Genomic DNA, 18,585 nt, shown 5'->3' with positions numbered 1-18,585 from the left:
CTTAGTCAGATTAAAACCAACCCCTCAATTATTTTTTTTCGTATTTATATTCACGGGTTTTCCCGTCCTTAGAAACACGAATTATATAAGCTCCTAATCTTGCTTCATCAAAAGCGATGATCATTTTTCTTTTCTGCAAAATCTGTTTTGAAATAACATCACCATTTGGCTGAATAATCTCTACCTGGGCACCAATAAATCTTTTATCTGTTTTCAGCACATAAAGGCTATTCTTACTTTTGTCCCCTGATTCCGGATCTTTACCTTTTGCCTTTGCTGCAAGCGTTAGCAAAACGGTAAGCACACACAGAACCACAATTTTTAGCAATGTTTTCATTCCTTCACATCTCCTTTCGTAAATCCTATATGCCAAACATGTGCCGAAAAATTCAAGCTGCTTCAGAATCATAAAAGCGGCCTTTTAACTTTATTTGTCTCCGTATGGGAATTTATTTTCTCAATTTGCCGCTTCGTTTTAAGCCAATTCGGTTGAAGGATCCCAAAATAATGTTTTAAAATCCACAACTTTATCTTTTATTACTTTAACTCCTTCGCGTCTCAAGCGATTCTCCATCGTTTGCGGACTTTTGAAATGGCGTTTACCGGTGAGCAGCCCAGCATGGTTTACAACGCGATGTGCAGGAACCCCTTTAGGGCAACCATGCATTGCCCATCCAACCATACGTGCTCCCGATTTTACTCCCAGGTAATGAGCTATTGCGCCGTAGCTCGTCACTTTTCCTTTTGGTATCAACCTAACCACCTCATATACATCAAGAAAGAAATTTTGTCTATTACTGCTCTTTTTATACATGGACATTTTCAGTTCGTTCGTTGTTGTTAAATTTACAGCCATTTACCTAAAGAAACGTGAGATACTTTTTCTGTTCAGTTGTAGTAGTTTGCATAATCTGGAGTAAGTCATTTAGTCAGTCGGAACCTCAATTAATTTTCCCTGATTCGATCGGGTGGAACGTGTTGAATGAAAATCAGAACATTTCATTCTGGGTAAAGACGACAGAAGATAGAATCCCTGTTTTTTCTATTGAAGGGATCGAAAACCTTAATATTCATTTTGATTCGCTTGGCAACTTTTCCTGGAAGCCATCTTACGATCTTGTAGACCGTGTACAAAGATCAAAAGATTTTAGTTTTGTTTTCAGGGCTACCTGGCGCAATGGGAAACGGGCCAGTAAAACCGTTACATTTACAGTTAACCACGTAAACCGACCTCCGGTGGTAGAAGAAATCCCTGCATTCTATGTTAAGCAATCGAGCTTAAATAGCTATCAAATTCCTGGTGATTTCGTTTTTGACCCAGACGGAGATCCTATCATTATTAAATCGGTTCAATCTCAATTACCCGAAGGTGCTAATTTGAATTCACAGGGCTTATTAACGTGGTCTCCTTCAAGAAGCCAGTTTTCTTCTTTAAAGAAAGACGCCATTTACATTGATTTTATTGTTCAGGATCAGCCTGACAAGGCTGAGACAAAAGGCAGAATCAGAGTTGCACCAACGCAGTTAGATTTGCCCCCCGAAATTCTCATCTTACCCGCCGATTCCTTGTTTAGTATAAAAGAAGATGAGCCACTAAACCTAAAACTATATATTTCGGACCCAAACGGAGACGATAATATACGCAGTGCTGGCTTTATTGGTTCAGATACTCGTATACCGTCAGGAGCTTTAAAAGAAAACACACAACTCCAATACGAGTTTATCTGGCTGCCTGGTTATGAGTTTGCTGACGATATAAAAAAGGTAGTTGATGTAAACCTTACGTTCTATGCCGTTGATAAGTCAAACAACAGGTCGCAAAAGAAAATTAAGGTTAGAGTAAACGATGCGGAAAACATGCTTAAAAAGGATGCGCATCTTTTTCAAAAGTACAGAAGCAACCTTGTCGATGCTGCTATGTTGATACAACAGCTAGATGCCAACCAGAAGAAGCTTAATCAGGAATATAAAAAAGCAAGAAAAGGCAAAAAGCACCGCTCTATTCTTAATGCATCACTGGGTGCTGTAACAGGTTTATCTCCTGTAGTTATTGAAACTCCTGATCAGTCTAAAATTGTATCAGGTGTTGGTGGAACAACAGTTTTAACGCTTGGTACATTGGAAGCAACTGAAGTGATAGGCCGCTCGAAAGAAAGCATTATGGAACGTATAAAGAATGGCATAGAAATACGAAATAGAGTACAGGCATCCGGAGATGAGTTTGCAAGAAAATATGTATTGAAGTCAGCCCGCCGTAATGCCGAGTTCGATAAAGACATTGAAAAACTAAGAGCTGTTTTAAACGACCAGCGCATTGTATTGCTGGAATTAGACAGCTTTGCGAGAAACCCAAGCAAAATAGATGATAAAGAGATAAAAAGGCACTTTGTAGATTATGGTGAAGACACACGTTAAGAAAGTTTAATGTGTTTGTTTGGAGGAACGCGAGAAATTAATAGTTTTGCAGCCTAATTTGTGAATTAAGCCGAAATACAGAGGAGTGGTAGAGCGGTTTATTGCACCGGTCTTGAAAACCGGAGATCCGCAAGGATCCGGGGGTTCGAATCCCTCCTCCTCTGCTGATAACAGTATCAAAACAAGTTAAAAGCCTGCAAATCATAAGATTGCAGGCTTTTTTCGTTTAGTGACAACATCAAATTATTCACCGATTCTCAAAAAAGCAGTGAGTAAACTGGTGAGTCAAAAAAACCGAAAAATTTACTCACCAGTTTTGCTATAACTAACTGAAGATCAACCTGTCCAAATGATGGACATCTTGATCTTCGATGGCTGCACTTCTAGTTTTAATTATCAACCAAAACAAAGAGTGTTATGAGCCGAAGATTCAATTTGCTCTTCTATCTGAAGAAGCCGAAGAAGTACGAAGAAGGTGGTTTGATGGACGTGTACATGCGCGTTAGTGTTGCTGGGAAAAGGACTGAGTTCTCAACCCAGCGAGAGTGGGAGCCAACAAAGTGGAATGCTGATGCAGGCAGAGCAAGTGGGACAAAAGAAGCAGCCAGAGAACTCAACGCATATCTTGACACACTTAAGACAAAAGTTTATGAAGCTCAGCGTCAAATTTTGGATGATGGTGAAGTGATCTCAACTGATACAATTCGTGAAATTGTCACCGGAAAAAATCGAAATTCCAAAAAGCTACTCGAGGTGTTTGATTATCACAACAAGCAGATGCGTGAGCTGGTCAACATTGACTTTGCGCCAGGGACAATGGAGCGGTACGAAACCGCTCGATCACACACCAAAGATTTTATCAAGTGGAAGTTCGGATATGAGGATATCGATGTGAATAAACTCAACTATGAGTTTGTCGCTGATATGGAATTCTATTTTAAAACTGTTCGCAAGTGCTGCCACAATACTTCAATCAAATACATTTCGAATGTCAAAAAGATCGTGAACATCTGCGTAAAAAACGGATGGCTTGACCGTGATCCATTTTTCGGCTACAAGATGTGTAAAAAGGAAGTGATCCGCGAGTATTTGTCGGAAGAAGAAATTTCCGCTGTCCTTGCGAAAAATTTTCCTGCTGAAAGACTCAACATTGTCCGAGACATTTTCATTTTCAGTTGTTACACTGGCCTTGCTTATGCGGATATTGAAAAACTAAAACGTTCAGAGATCATCATAGGCATCGATGGTGATAAGTGGATTTCCACCACTCGCCAAAAAACAGATTCGGCCTCTCGAATTCCATTGCTACCTATCGCGTTGCAAATACTTGAAAAATACAAGAATCATCCGAAGTGTGTCAATGAAGATTTGTTGCTTCCTATCTTCAGCAATCAAAACATGAATGGGTATCTGAAAGAGATCGCTGCTATAGTAGGCATTGAAAAGAAATTCACGTTTCACTGTGCGCGTCATACATTTGCCACGACGGTCACGCTGACCAATGGCGTCCCTATTGAAAGCGTCTCAAAAATGCTGGGTCACAAAAATTTAAAGACGACTCAACATTATGCCAAAATCATTGATCGAAAAGTGAGTGATGATATGAAGGCGTTGAAGAAAAAGTTGACGATGAAAGTAACGAAGAGCAAGCAACAAAAGAAGACAGGGACTTGATCCCTGTCTTATGCCCGCTTTGGCCGCTACAATCGATGGCTTTGTATTTGCTTAGATAGATGGAGAAACAACTTAAATGTGTAAGACGTAAATTCAAAGTAAAAATACTAACGTATGGACTACTACCAAGGCTATGAAGATGCGATGAGACAAGCGAGAGTAAGTCATAGCGCGGGCCTCCTTGGGTTTGTCATTCGAACGATCATCTCTATTCTTTACAGCGCATTTGTGTATGCACCGCTACTGATATTCAGCTATTTTTTGGTAAACAAAATGTCTGCCCTTTATAGCAATGATGTTTACATAAAGGTCGGCCTGACTGTCATCGTTGCTTATTTTTTATTTTCGTTTGTCTATTTGCTAAAAGGAGTTTTAATCGGCTTGCGAACTAACGGACAACGCCCCTGGATATTAGTCTGGGCAATCTGCGTTATTTCCGCTTGCGGAATACAAGCAATCATAGGTCAAAACTTGTTAGAAACTTTTTTTAGAGAGAGAAACATTGCCAATTATGATGTATGGAGTTGGATTGGTGGAAGTGCAACTCTTATTCTGATTTATTCGCATTATCAATTTCTTTCTAACGTGGCACCACGTTCGGTTTTTTGGAGCTATAGATTAGGTTTTTTGTCTGTGAGAAAGAAAGCTGGCACCTTCGATAGGTTGACACCGAAAAAATCCGATAGCTATTTTCAAAACGCCCAAATGAAGGTTTCGCACAGGAAACTTGGTTAACAGGCCTTTATTAATGTGAACGGTCTCACTCAAAAATCACCTAGATCTGGAAGGTCAGTTTGTAGCGCGGTTTCGATTTCATAAGGCATGTCCTCAGCACCGAACGGAACTTTAACCTTCGATGGCTCTGCCTTGATGTAATATTTCTGAACGAGTTCGAGTGGTTTTTGAAAACCGTGCTCCTTCAACAGATTTAATAGCTTAGTACCGTCATACCATACGTCCAACACATTTGGTTTCAACGCACCGTTTTGTAAACCTTCTAGGAATTCGATACCCTCGCTAGTGAAATTAGCTGTTGTTATGTAGCTCGCAGTGATTTTTAGACCGTCATTTTGCAACATTTTTTTTGCAAATGGTAACGTCCTGCCGAAGAACCAAGTTAAAGTATTGTTTCGGTCAATGTCACCAAGATCTATGTATCTGGAACTTGCAAAGCCCTTAAGTTCAATAATTGTAATTTCTCTTAGCCGTGAGTTTCGTATAATATAGTCGTATTCATATTTTTCGGTTTTGCCTTCGTTTCTATTTTTTAGTTCTTTGCTTGTCTCAATGTCAGAGCCGGAAAAAATAGTGTTGAGCACAGGAAACATCAATGATTCAAACAAGTCCCCCTTTATATTAGAGAGATTATCAGCTTGCCCAGTGTTCTCGATCGTTTCCAACGCTTCCTCAATCCTGTCATCAATGGTTCCTTCTGTGAAATCATCTGTATTCTTTACTGACTGAATACACTCGATTATCCTATAGATTTTAGAACCATAGATTGTTCCAAGGTCAAAGGACAGAAAGCCCAGTTTCTTAATTCGGTTGATAAGAATTCTCGACTCAATCCCTGAATATATTACGATGGGGAGCACTTTTCTTTTCCCTGTTTTTACAGAACTAATCGTCCCTTGGATGCGGGAAAGAAAACCCTGCAAGTCGTGATCAGTATATTTTCGGCTAACAATCACATCTAAAACAACAAGCGTCTGTTTATCGTAGGTATTTGACTCCGAACTTCTCGCTTCATTGATTCCAGTGGTCCTTGTATAAGCGATAGCGTCCCACTTAAAGTTGTTATGGTTCACGCCAAGCTGTGGCTCAGTTTTATTTCTATAAAGCACTCGATCGTTGCTAATTATATTAAACCTTTGGAGTGCCCGAAGAATATCTGGAACAAACATCGCGTCTATTGACATTTGTTTAAATGCTTTGGCCATTAAATAATCAGCATGTTTCGCATCACGAGAAGAAACTAGGAATCGCACACCGTCCTTATTAGCGAACTGAGACGCATAGCCCAGCAATTCCACTTCAAGAAAGAGTTTATCGACAGAATCGTTTTTAGTTTTGCCTTCTTCAACGGGACAGCCCGCGATCTTCATCGCCTCGTAATATGAAATAATTCCATTATTAATATCCATTCCAACAATCAATCGAAATAGTGACGGTCTGTGTTTAGCAGCGATCTGAAGTACCAAGTCTTTAGTCAACTGTTTCTTTGGATGCACGTACGCAAACTGGTTTTTGCCAAAGCGAATCGCGCTTGGCACAATTACATAGGCTTCAACAGCTCTTTCGATGATCTTACGCCCATAAGGACCACTTACGCCAAATTCTGTTTGCAGCGCAACATTGAGATCTTGCGCCAGCATATAACTGTTGCTGAACAACAGCTTTTCAATAAACTCTTCGTGTCGGTTCATTTGTATGAGGGGGTTGTTGTCACACTGCCCTTATCAAATATACTGTATTTATTCTAGGGACAGTCAAAATTTTTTTAATTCCGGATTTCAAACTATTGATATTCTGATTGTTGCACTTTTTTTTGAGCGCTCACATGGCCATTTTTTAGTTATTTTTTGTCTCAGGGGTAATCGACAACCTGCTCTTTACATACGACAAATACGCCCAAAAAGGGTAGTTTTTTTGATTGATCAAAAGGGCTACAAGAGCCCTTCGTCAGCGAATGAATAGTATGATTCGCTGGTTATGATGATGTGGTCAAGAACTGGAATGTGAAGGAACTTACCAGCATCTTTCAAGTCCTTTGTCAGCTTAATATCTGCCTGACTTGCTGTAAGGTTGCCAGATGGATGATTGTGAGCTATGATAACTCCACAAGCATTAGCCTTAAGCGCTGCAACAAACACTGACTTAGGGTCAGCTACAGTGTTAACCGTTGTGCCTGATGACACTTCATAGATGCCGATAACTTTGTTGGCTCTATTAAGAAGGAGAACTTTGAACTGTTCAACGAAATCCATTTTACCTTCATCCCAATATTTGTTGAGAACTTGATAAGCGTCTCTTGATGAGGTGATCTTTGGACGTAGTGAAGGACTTACTTTTGACTTGTAGGTGAGCTGAATCTCTGCAACTTCGAACAGTGTTTTTTCATTTGTGCTTTCCATAATCATAAGATTTAAATTATGGTGCGCCTCAAATGGAGGGTGGCGGATTGTCAAGATGAAAACGGAATAATTGGAAGGCAGGCCGTAGGCAGGAGCCGTTTATGCCGGATTTCTCTTGACAAGCTAGGCTGTTGCCACCCGGAAGTAGGTTAGCGCCAGAATCTAAATCTGATATTGGAAAGCAAATGAATGAAGAGCGAAGTAATTGAGAACAGCTAAGCATTAGGATTTCTTTTGATTTCCCGTTGCGCCCGATCATACAAAAGGTCATTCATAGTTAAAAAGCGAAGGTGACGTTTCCGATAATTGATGTCAACCGCAGAGTGCTCAGATGGTTGCATAACAGAAATTCCATTTAACCAAAAGGCTAAAATGAACTGACCACTGAAAAGATTGACCCTCAGAAGAAGATTGTCGTCATGTTGAAAAAAGGAGATTGAATGAGCATCCTCAATCCCGTCAATACGCTTCATTCCTCTATCAAAAAATCTATTGAAATGACTTTTCCCCTCTAAAACAAACTCAATCGCTGGCTTCAAAAATAAATTATATCGTTCTCTTGGATAACAATGAAAGAATGCATTCAGCCCAATTTTAACAATCGCTCTTTCGCACATTAGTGGATCAAAATCAAATGCAACGTTAATGACTGGTGATGAAGAGAAGTTTTTTGAAAAGCTGTTAAGAGGCTTTTTAATATCTACTATCTTTAATAGTTCGGGTATGAAAGCAGTTACATCTTCAATTGATTTCGCACGGATATAAAGATTATCCTCGTCATCAAGAAACAGTCGAGTCGTTAACAGCTTGTAAAACTTGTCGTCTTTATTCATCCTCTTGAAAATAATCTTATTGCGTTTTCTTGGACCAGTATAACTTTCCCATGAATATTCAGCTCCGATCTTCTGAAATTGGACACTGGTACCTGGCGAGTTGACAGAAGGGAGCTCTACAACTAGCAAGCTAGTTCGTATCCATTTGATAAAAACCTTACTGAGCAATACAAGGTCGTTGTCACTTGCTCCTTCTATGAAAAAATCCCCGTTGAAATATACGATCTGCGGCCTTAGATATACCTCGAAGCCTTTGCTTTGGCCGACTTCATAAACAATATTACTACTCTCATCATGAAAAAGAATGGTGGACTTTTTAAAAGGTGATGGATGGTTTTTGTTTTTTGAATAGCCCTCGATGCCGACTTCGGATCGCATTAAGCCTATAATTGATTTTTGGATCAGCTCCATTTCCAATCTTGAGAATTTGTTATTGCAATCTGCGCAAACACAATCAAGAAATATATTTTCCCCTCCTAACCCAAAGGGGAAGACGTGTTCGGATCGGTTAGGTGAATTTGTTTTACAATAAACACAGGAGCTTTCAGGATTCATTACTACGATGTTGTTTCTTTTGGAAATAGATTACGCATGGACGGCAATTCCAAAATTTCACCCTCACTTAACTCAAAGTGCTCATCATAGTGGGCCACTTTTTTCAGCAATAAATCACAAATCGATGAAATGAGACGCAGGTTTGTTGAAACTGTTTCTCCAGTGAGGTTTATAAGTTCATCATCTATTTTGGTAAGCTGGCTTTGCATTTCGTCAGTGTTGCTCGAAGATGGAAACGAGATGTTCCGTAATATATGGGTCAATTCTCTAATCTTCGAGTAGTCATCTCGACCTCCGCCAGTTCGCCATTCTTTTAAGGCATAATCGGAATCGTAAGTATTTTCGTTGTGAAAGGCCTCTGAAATAACTCCGGCATACAATATCTGGATGCGCTTTCTTAAATGACTTTTCAACAAGTCGATATTAGTAATCCCGGGGAGACTCGGCTCAATGGTTGAACCACCTTCGTGTCCAATCGGAAAATGGACTTTAATCGAAATACCGTGTGTTTTAAAGCCTAGCAGTTTTGCAACTAGATAATGTCCAGCCTCATGCTTGCAGACACTTTTAATCCTTTGTTGGTCAAACATCTTTATCATGTCCATGACGTTCGTTAAAAATCCCTATTTGTCCTTTCTCAATCCCAAAAACGCAGGATGCCGCACATGCCCGTCATCCGTCATCTCAACATACTGCACCTGGCATGAATACTTCGGCTTTGCCCAATGAAATCCCTTCTCCTTTTTCACCGGAGTATCCAATGGACATTCATTCACTTCAAGCGGTTGAATCTTTGCGTACAAACTCTTCAATAAATCATTCGTGAACCCTGTTCCAACTTCACCTGAATAAACGAGCTGACCATCAACTTCACGCGCAAGGAGTAACGCACCAAAATATTGACGACTTGCTTTTGAATCTGTCCAGCCAATTATTTTGAAATCATCAACCTTGACGTTCTTGATTTTTAACCATTCTTTTGATCGCTTGTCGGGATAGTACTTGCTATCCATTCTTTTGGCAATGATGCCTTCGAGGTTCATCTTGGTAGCTTGTTCAAACAGTGCTACTCCATCTTCTTCGACATGGTCGCAGTATTTAATGACATCGCTTTGCTGAAGAATAGATTTCAGAATCTCCTTTCGCTCTATCAGTTTGAACTTAGTCAAGTCCTTGCCATTGTGTTGAAGGCAATCGAATACAATAAATTGAATAGGCAGGTTTTGCGTGCTCTTATAGTTTTGAATTGCCTGGAACGATGGCATGCCATCCCGAAAAACTACAACCTCACCATCCAAGACAGCATCAACTTTCATCTTAACGAGTTCATTGTAAATTTTCGGATAGGCTTTGTTGTAAGAAAGTCCATTGCGTGAATAAAGCCGCGTGTCTTTTCCGTTCAATTCAGCAACCGCCCGGTATCCATCCCACTTGATTTCGAAGAGCCATTTAGGATCATCGAATGCCGGTTCATCGCTTAACGTTGCGCTCATTGGCGCGATACACTGCGACAGTTTTACTCCACCCTCTATTTTGACAAATTTCATTTTCGCTGAAAAACAGTGATTTACCGCTCATTTAAAGCAATCCTTTAATACTAATAATATTAGATTATTACCTTTGTTCAACACCTAATAATATTAGTTATGAAGTCAGTCAGAATAGCAAGCACCGTAAAGCATATTGAAGAGGGTGATGAGCGTGTTACCCTTTTCAGGATTCAGGAAATCTTGTCTGAGCACCGGACTATGTTGATCACCGGCATATTAACAGATCTGCCAACTTACCTCCAATTTAAGTTTTATACGAAGGTTGACAAAGCGATGCAGGACCTTTTGCGCGACAAGTTAATGGACCTATCAAATTCAAAAGTCAACCTCGACCGGTATTTGGAAATCGTCCACGAGATTGAAAAGAATATTAACTACCGCGTTCCTTCGCAAGAGTTTTTCAAAGAAATCGACTTGCTTCTTGACTCGGTTCTCAATCCTACACAACTAAAGCTGGTGAGGTGATGCATGACGATCAAGGATTTGGCAGACCATATCGTAAAACACTTCGGCAAGGTACCCTATCACTACGGTGATGATTTTACCGTTTCGTACCATACAAGGACTGTGTTAAAAGAAGACATGCACATAACAGAGCAGCACATTTGGGAGTGTTGCGAAAAAGCGGTTGACTACAATCAATACATTGAACTTTGTCGGCCACTAGCCAAAGCAGACACGGAGGCTTGGAGAAGGGAATGGAACAAACCACCAGGAAAAGGGCGAACGCGAAGACGCTTTAGATGAGTGATGAATTTCGTATCTTAGTAATCTCTTTATTTAGCCCATCCGTGTTTCTATAACACAGGATCGGTGGATACTGAGGAATCAATGCGGAGACTACTTCGGACGGAAGGAAATCCGCTTTTTCTTTTTCAAAAGGGCTACTTCCCGTATTTCAACATCAAACTGGTAGACTACATACAAGAATTAAGAGAAACCATTTACTAGTGACTCATGGATACCTCAATGGCGATAAAAAGAACGACCGATGAAATTGAACGCGATGCGAACCGATTACTCGAGGGGACAATTGAGCATCTAGCTCAAAGGGCAGGTTTGTGGGTTTTGCCGAACCAGAGAAAGACTGAAATTGGGATTGACTTCACGTTCGAAATACTTAATCGCGTGAAGGACGCCGAGGTCAAGACCTATGGTACATTCTATCTTCAGAATAAAGGAACTGACGAGTGTGTCACCGTTCTTAAACAAGGGGTTAACAGAGGGTTGATTTCGTTTCAGCTCGATGGCGTCAATCACATCGAGTATTTCTGCTTATCGGTGGACCAGCCTATTGTGATCACGCTGTGCGATTTAACGACCAAAACAATTTTTTGGCTTCCAGTTCAGCTTCATGCGGAACGATATATCCAAGAACTGAAAAGAATAAAAAATGACATTGCAAACAAGGCCCGAAAAACAGACTCCATACAACTTTACTTCGATCCCGCGAAACATATTCTAAAAGATGGACTTCCGCACGAACAAAATTTTGAATTATTCCTCGATGATATTAAGGCTTCCAAAGAATACTTGGTCAATCGTTATAAAAGTAAGTCAGCTCATTATTATAAGGGACAGCGGCCACTGAATGGCTTGATGATTGATAAGCAAACGGCTTTCGTAGATCAGTTGAATGCTTACGTAAATTTTCGCTTTAAAGAACTGAACTTTGTTCCGGTTGATTTTTTTATCCACTACTATCCTATAGAAGTTAATGACGGTGCAACAGCTTCTCACTTTCAAGGGTTCGTGCTTAAACCTGGCAATAAAAGCTTGGTATCACTATTTGAGAAAATTCGGTTCGATGGCAACAAACTTCATAATATCCCTGAAGAACTCAAAGACATAGCAGACATTGAAAAAAAGCTTGTAAATATTTCCCGCCATTTTCGTCGTATCGGAATTCTCTACGTTGAAGATGATCGGCGTACATACGTTGAAGTCCCTTCCGCCGATAATGAGGAAATTTGCTATTGCAGCAAATGCTTATTCAAAAGGCTCATGTTTGCACAAAGCTTGAAAGCTGCTCAAATCGAACAGACAGAAATTACGGAGAAGCTGAAGCAAGCCTATGTACACTATAAGTACGGTCACTTCACCACAGCAGCCCGAATTGTCGAGCAGTGCGCCGTACTTACCGCGGAAAGCAGGCAACTTGAGTGGTATTTTATTTCAAAATACAATTTAACGAAGTTGGGCATTTCGCTATCCCACTTCGCATGGGGAGACTCCAAGCTCAAAGAGCAAGCCGACGAATTGCGCACCATTGATCTAGGCGAAATTGCCAGGCTATATCCAAATTTAGCGAATCACGAATTTCTCGATAACCTTGCCTCAGACAGGCTCTTTTCGGACGCCAACACAAAAATTAGTTCACTGTTAACAAAGATACGAGAACACTATTATAGCCAATTGCGGGGTGGGTCCGCTTCGAACAATTACGTGTGGGAGTTACTCTCTGAATTCGATCAGATACAATCAACTTTCTCGGAAAATTATATTGCGTTCGAAGGGTTCTCCGACTTTAGCCACCTCTTCGAAAAGGTTGTTGAAGGAACCTTTGCCTCTCATGCCATTTCTTTAAATCAGAATAGTCGGCTCGAATCGTTTAGCGAGAATCTGTTAACCCATTTTATTCACTATGGGGAGCCTGATTTTATTATTAAACATTTTAAGCGTTACGAGTTGAAAGAGTTGGAGTATAAGCAAGAGCCTGACAGCGCTTACTCTTTTATGAACCTCTTTCAAAATTTCATCAATGAGCTTCCACTAGTTCGAGAGGAGCTGGACTATCAAACCAACCTTTACTTCAGGCAGCGCTGCAATAAGATGTTTGGAACGCTGATGGCATTGGCGGGAATGCTAAAACTTGAATCAAAATCTTTACAAAGTATTTACACATCATTATATCAATTTCTTTCGACTGAAGTTATTGACATCGCACATACGCTAAAATATGTGCAATACTTCATAGCTAGAGGCGGAACGAAATTAGACACCGATAGAACTAAAGAGTTCCTACGTCTTGCTTGCGAGAGATTTGACTTGTACGGAAATTCTTTCATCGAAACACTTACAAGCCAGCTCGGGGTCTCCAAGATCCTGCTTTCTGACGTAGAGGTCAAAGAGCTTATCCGATTATTGGATTCTTCGAAAGAAAATAGGGGTGACAAAAGTTGCGTTTCGCTTGTTTACCTTTTTGGGGTCTCTGTTCCCGCTGCCCAAAACCGAATTAAGGACATAATATCAACTCAACTTAAACAAAAATTCAATGGTGAACTTTACTATTTGGCGACCATACTTGAAATTGTTCCTTTCGACGAGGAACAGTTTACAATATTTCTGACCACCTCTAAGTTAAAAGAAAATCAGTTTTCATGGAATTCGCTTATGGGCAACAAGAACAAACGGTTCCCGCAGATAGGCGCGCTTATTAATCTGTCGTTTAAGTTCGGGCGAGACACCTCATCATCAGAATTCCAGGATTTCAAGGGTATCGATCCATATTATGACTGGCTCCTCGACATGGAAAATTTTGACTATTCTAAGTTTGACGCGAAATGGATAACTGAATACGACACTACTCACTATATCGCACAGATTAAAAAATATCCGATTATTAGGAATAAGGTTTTGTCATACCTAAAAGCGAATAGCGATAAGCATCTTCAGGATTACTTTTTCAAGAGACTTCTTGAATAATGTGATGTGGTTGTATTTTCGACTTCCTAACCGCAGGGTGAAGGTCCGCGCCCAGGTATCGATGGCAAATAACGTCATCAGTGTTCTGATCGAACAATAGCAACGCCTTCCCCTGGTTCGTTGGAAAACCGGCTTCTGATTCAACTCCCACATAAAGAAGCTAAAGGGCCTTGCTACCCTTTAGCCGAAGCAGCATATATCAGTCTTGACGAGCAGGTTCTTCTATGCTATTACGTATGAAGTCGGCTGCCTTTTGTGCAAGTGCTGATGCTCTTACAAACGCTTTGTTATCTTCTTTAAGAATGTGAGTAAGCCTTTCAACCCAAAACCGGATGTAAGCTGAACTGTTGTCTATGGTGGAGTTTGCAATTCCAGCTTCGCCACATAGAAAGCATGTAGCAATCTCAGCAACCAATTCTTCTTTGCAGTAATCACGAGATCCATAGACAGCCGGCTTCATGCACGTCTCACGGTTTAGCCTGCGGTCATGACCGGTGCTGTGAGCAAGCTCATGAAACAGAGTAGCGTAGTATTCATCTGAGAGAATGAAGTTGTCACGATGAGGAACTCTCACTTTGTCTTCCTTCCAGTTATAGTAAGGTTGATCTCCACCGTGCTCGATGATCGGCTTTGATGGCATATCGCTAATGATCATTTCAGCTTGTTCGATTGGGTCGTTGACATACTTCGTTGGCAACTTGATATTAACACCTTCCACGCATTCTATGTTGAAGACATTGTAATATCTCAGGAATGGTATCTTCTTGATCTTGTTCTCGTCTTCAAATTCGAGCGTCTTCCAATAAATCACCTCAATGCTCTTAGATCCTTTTTTGATGTGTCCACCAAGTTCTTTTGCTTGAAGGAAAGTTAGATACAAAGGGTATTCAAAATCCAGGTTGTTCAAGAGGAGTGCGTTGATGCCTCTGTATGTTTTCTTGTTAACATAATTTCTAGCAGGACCGAAATCATTCCAGGTCTGTCTCCAAGGTGCTTTACCTCTTTGGAGTTTGTCCATGATCATGTTGTTGATGATCGCATACATTTCTTTCTTCTCCGATGTCGTGTTCATAACCATATTGTTTAAGTGAAACTTTGATTTTAGATGGCCATGTCTCCGGGCTTTTGCCGGAAAACAAAAGAAACTCCGCGGACACAAGCTTGCGCCAAAAGGAAACTGAATTTTAATGGAGGGCCTGCAATGACGACAGGAATGGAAGGGAGAAAGCCGTTCAAATGCGGTAGTCTTTTGGCATCAAGTCGGGAAAAAGCCCGAACTTTGGGCATATAAATCGAGGTTTCCCACTACGGCATTACACCTCATTACAAAAGTCTATGGAGAAACAGCTAGCAAAAACAAAATCGGAAGATTGGAAAGTGTCTTTCGTACCTACTGAAAATCAGAAGAACGAAGTTGAGCGTTGGCTAAAGCAGGAACGCGAAGAAACCGGAGAGGGCTTCTTTTGTAATTGGAATATTATTGATGAAGCCTTTAAAGAAAAAAAGATCGCGACGATTTCCATTGAGAGGAAAGCGATTGGATTTGTTATCTGGTCCGTGCGGCAATTCAGCGCAACGATTGACATTGTCGAGATTGACCGTAAGTATCGAAAGAAAGGGGCAGGTCGCGTACTTATCACTTCGCTTTTAAACTTGCTCGCTGCAAAAGATATTCTGGCTGTTGATCTACAATGTTCTCCACCCTCATCAGAGCGCATTTGGCGCAAATTTCGATTTATAGACTTTCCACTTGGAGGTGATGGTGAGGCGGGCTCGAACAAATGGATGTATAAAATTCTCGTCCCCTACCTAAAGCCTAGATTTCCCGATAATGGGGAAGTCGTTCAGCTTTGGCATAATGAACCACATCATACTATTGGATCTAGTCCGGATATCGCGTGGAGTTTGAAATTCAAGAAAAACACAAGGGAACTAGTAAAGCCAATCATCTATCCAGCAAGTCGCGATTGGCGCATCAAGTGGATCAGAAATAACGAAGTGATCAAGGATGACAAGATCAAATATTTTGAGAAGGAAATCGACTTTGGGCGTTTCATTGTTATACGATCATTACCTAGCAGGTAGACAAACTATACCTAGTTCGGTAAAAACTTTCCGCCGTTCCTAATTATGGTTCCAATTTTCGCTCTCTCAATTATCCAATCAGGATGATCCTTCCACCAGCCCCTTTTAATTCCCTTTACGATTGAATTTTGCATGTACTCAAAGGCAGGCCCCTCCGAAGGTATATTGGTCTTTTCTCCACCGTTATTCAGGTATTCCCTGACCGAACCAACAAGTCGGAGATAGGCATCACTACCAATTATTTCTTCTTTTTCTTGCTGATCCCTTCGATCAAATTCCTTTTTTACGAACGTAGAAACCAATTTTTGAAGCGCTTCAGCAATTTCTTTGTCTTTAGAATCCATCGGTATGTTATGATTTACAATCTAAAGATAAAAAAGAAACCCGGGAATTATGCCCAGGTTTCCTAGTTGTCAGCCTCCAATTTTTATCTTACTCCTCTTTCCCTTCTTAGGCGAATCATCATCAGGCTCATGCCCTGTTTCCTTTTTTATGTCCTGCTTTTTTAGAGGGGCCTCTCTTTCCTTTTGTTGCTCAGAATGCTTTTGCATCGGATCGTTATCAGGCGCATGATGCTTGTTACTTACTTCAATGAAGACCTTCTTGAGCTTGTCATCATACACATTTAAGGTCTTGAATTGTGGATTTGCTTCGATGAACATTTTATCTTCTCGATCGCCTTTTTTAAAAGTAACCTGATGAAGATTGCCGCGCTCGAGTGATTGCATTAGCCTTTCCTTTGTCACAGGGTCGCTGAGTTCTTTAATTGGGTGTTTCTCCAATTCCTTTGTAAGATCATAGCCATAAGCCTGATGAATCATTTTGAATTTGTGATTTCCGTGATCGTCCTTTTGCGACCAATCCAGCTGTAGCCAGGCATTGTAAGGTTGGCCTTCCTGATTCGTCAGGTCTTTGTTCACTGCGCGACCGTTCAAAAGATTATACGCCTCCTTAGCAGTTACGCCTGTATTTTTTTTCGGGTAGAATGCCTGTATTTTTTCTTCGCTGGTTTCGCTAGCCTTGAATGACGCAGTGTATTTATTGAAGAAATACATGTCACTCTGATCACCCTTTTTGAAATCCAGTGAATAGTTTACTTTGTGAGGGCCGTACTCATTTACGGTCTTCAACTGAAAATGATCTTTTTGTTGTTTGATGTTTTCGGTGAGCTTATCGTAAAGCCCCTCTCCGAATCCGAGGTACTTCAACCCCTCTTTCAAGTAATCAAGATTTTTTTGATTCATGATTTAATGCTTTTATAGTTGAACATTATTTAATATTCACTGACTGTGAATTGTTGATATCACTGCTATCCACCTTGAGCGTAATATGCCTTCCGCCATTCCTTTCAGTCAACACTATCTGAAGTTGCTTGGTCGTGGGGAGGGTGAATTTCTCTAACGTATAGATGACATGGATTGAACTCTCTCCGCGAATTGTTTTAGGAGCGGAACTTGCGTGGATAGGAACAATTACGTTTTCCTGAACAGCGGTTCTTTTGGCTTGCTTTCGATCTTTCACCACGAATGCCACCGACTCGATGTCGTAGGCTATGTTTGAATTGTTTTGAACCGATACGCTAAAAAACAGATTATTGTCTTTTACATAAATGCCCTGCAGAACCGCTTTCACTTTTCCTACCTTTTCTTTCGACACTTTTCCATTTTGTGGCCGAATAGCCTTGTATGCCCTCTCGAAAACAGATACTGGATTTGTTTCATTGAAAATCACGGACTGAACGGTCTCCAAAACACCAGACTTGTTAATGATAAAGTAGCACGTTGCCGGATATGGTTCGTACCTGACATTGAACTGATGGAGCGAACCCCCGCTTGTGATCACGGTTATATTAGTCTCGTCAAATGCTGACGTGTCGGCTTTGATTTGCAGCACGTTTTCGGTGCCGGGTACTCTTTGAGCCAGAACGTTAGGACTCCCAAGGTCAATTGCCTCAATTGGGTGCGGGAAAAGAATGCTCGTTGTTTTATTTTCCGTGATTTCAAGTTGATTGACATATACATTTTGAGCGCTCATGGAAAACGGGGCCAGTGCAATGGCAATGGCGAGCCCGGTAATATTCTTAAATGATTTCATGTTCGTTTGATTTTAATCTTTGGAATTTTTGTCTTTTAGAAACAGTTTGTAGCCGGACTCAACCTGAACTTTTACTGTTCTTGTCCTCTTCCCGATCAGAGTTTTTGCAGTTTGGATTCCAGCGGAAGCTGCTTGCGCACCTATAGAGGGATCGGCAGACAATAGTTGTAAGTCCTGCATTGCGTTAGCGGTAGCCTGTTTACTCGCATCGTTGGCAATGCTACCAGGAATGTAAATTCCTTCTTGACCATCAAGATCAAATGCTGTCAAGCTTACGGTGAAAATGGAATTCTTGACAAGGATTGAATTCACCTTGATATGCAGCCGATCATTTTGCAAGTCACACTCACCGAATACAAAATCGCCTGCCTCAATTAATTTTCCATTTAGATATACATCATCAAGTATCTTGATCTTGACAGTTGCGCCAGTTTGTAACGTCTGCAGATGCGAAACAACAGCCTGAATGGTATTGCCTTGATCATGAGTATTGCTTTCGTTAAGTCCCAGGAAAGCTTGAGTCGGTTCGTTCTTGCTTTT

19 protein-coding genes and 1 tRNA gene are annotated in these 18,585 nt (G+C 40.7%); 8 read left to right on the top strand and 12 right to left on the bottom strand.

Annotated features, from left to right (window positions below; genetic code table 11):
• Positions 1-28: 28 nt before the first annotated feature.
• On the bottom strand, positions 29-409 hold the full coding sequence (locus tag KK060_RS19785) for a hypothetical protein (protein WP_254155508.1): 381 nt from the start codon (positions 407-409) through the stop codon (positions 29-31).
• A 66-nt stretch (positions 410-475) separates the two neighbouring features.
• A complete protein-coding gene (locus tag KK060_RS19780) occupies positions 476-814 on the bottom strand; it encodes an MGMT family protein (protein ID WP_254155554.1) in 339 nt (112 codons plus the stop codon).
• A 56-nt stretch (positions 815-870) separates the two neighbouring features.
• Between KK060_RS19780 and KK060_RS19775 the strand changes: the two genes are divergently transcribed.
• The 4 genes from KK060_RS19775 (at position 871) to KK060_RS19760 (ending at position 4,824) form a co-directional block, all read left to right on the top strand.
• The gene (locus KK060_RS19775) at positions 871-2,415 is read left to right on the top strand and encodes an Ig-like domain-containing protein (protein WP_254155506.1); all 1,545 of its coding nucleotides are present in this window, start codon (positions 871-873) and stop codon (positions 2,413-2,415) included.
• Between the two features lie 79 nt (positions 2,416-2,494).
• Positions 2,495-2,579 (top strand) — tRNA-Ser (locus KK060_RS19770).
• A gap of 253 nt (positions 2,580-2,832) precedes the next feature.
• Positions 2,833-4,089 carry a site-specific integrase gene (locus tag KK060_RS19765; RefSeq protein WP_254155505.1) on the top strand — a complete coding sequence of 419 codons (1,257 nt, stop codon included), beginning with the start codon at positions 2,833-2,835 and terminating at the stop codon, positions 4,087-4,089.
• Positions 4,090-4,203: 114 nt separating this feature from the next.
• The gene (locus tag KK060_RS19760; protein ID WP_254155504.1) at positions 4,204-4,824 is read left to right on the top strand and encodes a hypothetical protein; all 621 of its coding nucleotides are present in this window, start codon (positions 4,204-4,206) and stop codon (positions 4,822-4,824) included.
• Positions 4,825-4,853: 29 nt separating this feature from the next.
• On the opposite strand, the gene KK060_RS19755 is transcribed toward KK060_RS19760, so the two are convergent.
• From KK060_RS19755 to ligD, 5 genes are all read right to left on the bottom strand, one after another.
• A complete protein-coding gene (locus tag KK060_RS19755) occupies positions 4,854-6,515 on the bottom strand; it encodes a hypothetical protein (RefSeq protein ID WP_254155503.1) in 1,662 nt (553 codons plus the stop codon).
• A 240-nt stretch (positions 6,516-6,755) separates the two neighbouring features.
• Positions 6,756-7,223, bottom strand: a complete 468-nt coding sequence (locus tag KK060_RS19750) for a JAB domain-containing protein (RefSeq protein ID WP_254155502.1) — start codon at positions 7,221-7,223, stop codon at positions 6,756-6,758.
• Positions 7,224-7,438: 215 nt separating this feature from the next.
• Entirely contained in the window at positions 7,439-8,434 is a 996-nt protein-coding gene (locus KK060_RS19745; protein ID WP_254155501.1) for a hypothetical protein, read from the bottom strand.
• A gap of 179 nt (positions 8,435-8,613) precedes the next feature.
• Positions 8,614-9,216 carry a zinc metalloprotease gene (locus KK060_RS19740; RefSeq protein ID WP_254155500.1) on the bottom strand — a complete coding sequence of 201 codons (603 nt, stop codon included), beginning with the start codon at positions 9,214-9,216 and terminating at the stop codon, positions 8,614-8,616.
• Positions 9,217-9,234: 18 nt separating this feature from the next.
• The gene (ligD, locus tag KK060_RS19735) at positions 9,235-10,158 is read right to left on the bottom strand and encodes a non-homologous end-joining DNA ligase (protein WP_254155499.1); all 924 of its coding nucleotides are present in this window, start codon (positions 10,156-10,158) and stop codon (positions 9,235-9,237) included.
• A gap of 99 nt (positions 10,159-10,257) precedes the next feature.
• Here ligD and KK060_RS19730 point away from each other — a divergent pair, with 99 nt between their 5' ends.
• The 3 genes from KK060_RS19730 to KK060_RS19720 all read left to right on the top strand — a co-directional run bounded on the left by KK060_RS19730 (position 10,258) and on the right by KK060_RS19720 (position 13,866).
• Positions 10,258-10,626, top strand: coding sequence for a hypothetical protein (locus KK060_RS19730; protein WP_254155498.1), 369 nt, complete (start codon positions 10,258-10,260; stop codon positions 10,624-10,626).
• A 3-nt stretch (positions 10,627-10,629) separates the two neighbouring features.
• Positions 10,630-10,908 (top strand): hypothetical protein, encoded by a 279-nt coding sequence (locus tag KK060_RS19725; protein ID WP_254155497.1) that lies wholly within the window; start codon positions 10,630-10,632, stop codon positions 10,906-10,908.
• A 210-nt stretch (positions 10,909-11,118) separates the two neighbouring features.
• Positions 11,119-13,866: a DUF4365 domain-containing protein gene (locus tag KK060_RS19720; RefSeq protein ID WP_254155496.1), complete on the top strand. Its 2,748-nt coding sequence runs from the start codon at positions 11,119-11,121 to the stop codon at positions 13,864-13,866.
• A 199-nt stretch (positions 13,867-14,065) separates the two neighbouring features.
• Here the strand turns inward: KK060_RS19720 and KK060_RS19715 are convergent, their stop codons facing one another.
• Positions 14,066-14,938: an ArdC family protein gene (locus tag KK060_RS19715; protein WP_254155495.1), complete on the bottom strand. Its 873-nt coding sequence runs from the start codon at positions 14,936-14,938 to the stop codon at positions 14,066-14,068.
• Positions 14,939-15,201: 263 nt separating this feature from the next.
• Between KK060_RS19715 and KK060_RS19710 the strand changes: the two genes are divergently transcribed.
• Complete coding sequence (locus KK060_RS19710; RefSeq protein WP_254155494.1) at positions 15,202-15,951, top strand: GNAT family N-acetyltransferase; 750 nt, start codon at positions 15,202-15,204, stop codon at positions 15,949-15,951.
• An 11-nt stretch (positions 15,952-15,962) separates the two neighbouring features.
• Here KK060_RS19710 and KK060_RS19705 read toward each other — a convergent pair whose 3' ends face one another.
• The 4 genes from KK060_RS19705 to traM form a co-directional block, all read right to left on the bottom strand.
• Complete coding sequence (locus tag KK060_RS19705; protein ID WP_254155493.1) at positions 15,963-16,295, bottom strand: hypothetical protein; 333 nt, start codon at positions 16,293-16,295, stop codon at positions 15,963-15,965.
• A gap of 69 nt (positions 16,296-16,364) precedes the next feature.
• On the bottom strand, positions 16,365-17,195 hold the full coding sequence (locus KK060_RS19700; protein ID WP_254155492.1) for a hypothetical protein: 831 nt from the start codon (positions 17,193-17,195) through the stop codon (positions 16,365-16,367).
• Positions 17,196-17,220: 25 nt separating this feature from the next.
• The gene (traN, locus tag KK060_RS19695) at positions 17,221-18,045 is read right to left on the bottom strand and encodes a conjugative transposon protein TraN (RefSeq protein ID WP_254155491.1); all 825 of its coding nucleotides are present in this window, start codon (positions 18,043-18,045) and stop codon (positions 17,221-17,223) included.
• A gap of 12 nt (positions 18,046-18,057) precedes the next feature.
• Positions 18,058-18,585 (bottom strand): conjugative transposon protein TraM (gene traM, locus KK060_RS19690; RefSeq protein WP_254155490.1); only part of this gene is annotated, 528 nt, incomplete at its 5' end.

This window comes from Chryseosolibacter indicum, assembly GCF_018598585.1.
Classification (GTDB): domain Bacteria; phylum Bacteroidota; class Bacteroidia; order Cytophagales; family Cyclobacteriaceae; genus Chryseosolibacter; species Chryseosolibacter indicus.
The sequence above is the reverse complement of the archived record's forward strand: the minus strand, read 5'-3'. Positions and strand labels throughout refer to the sequence as shown.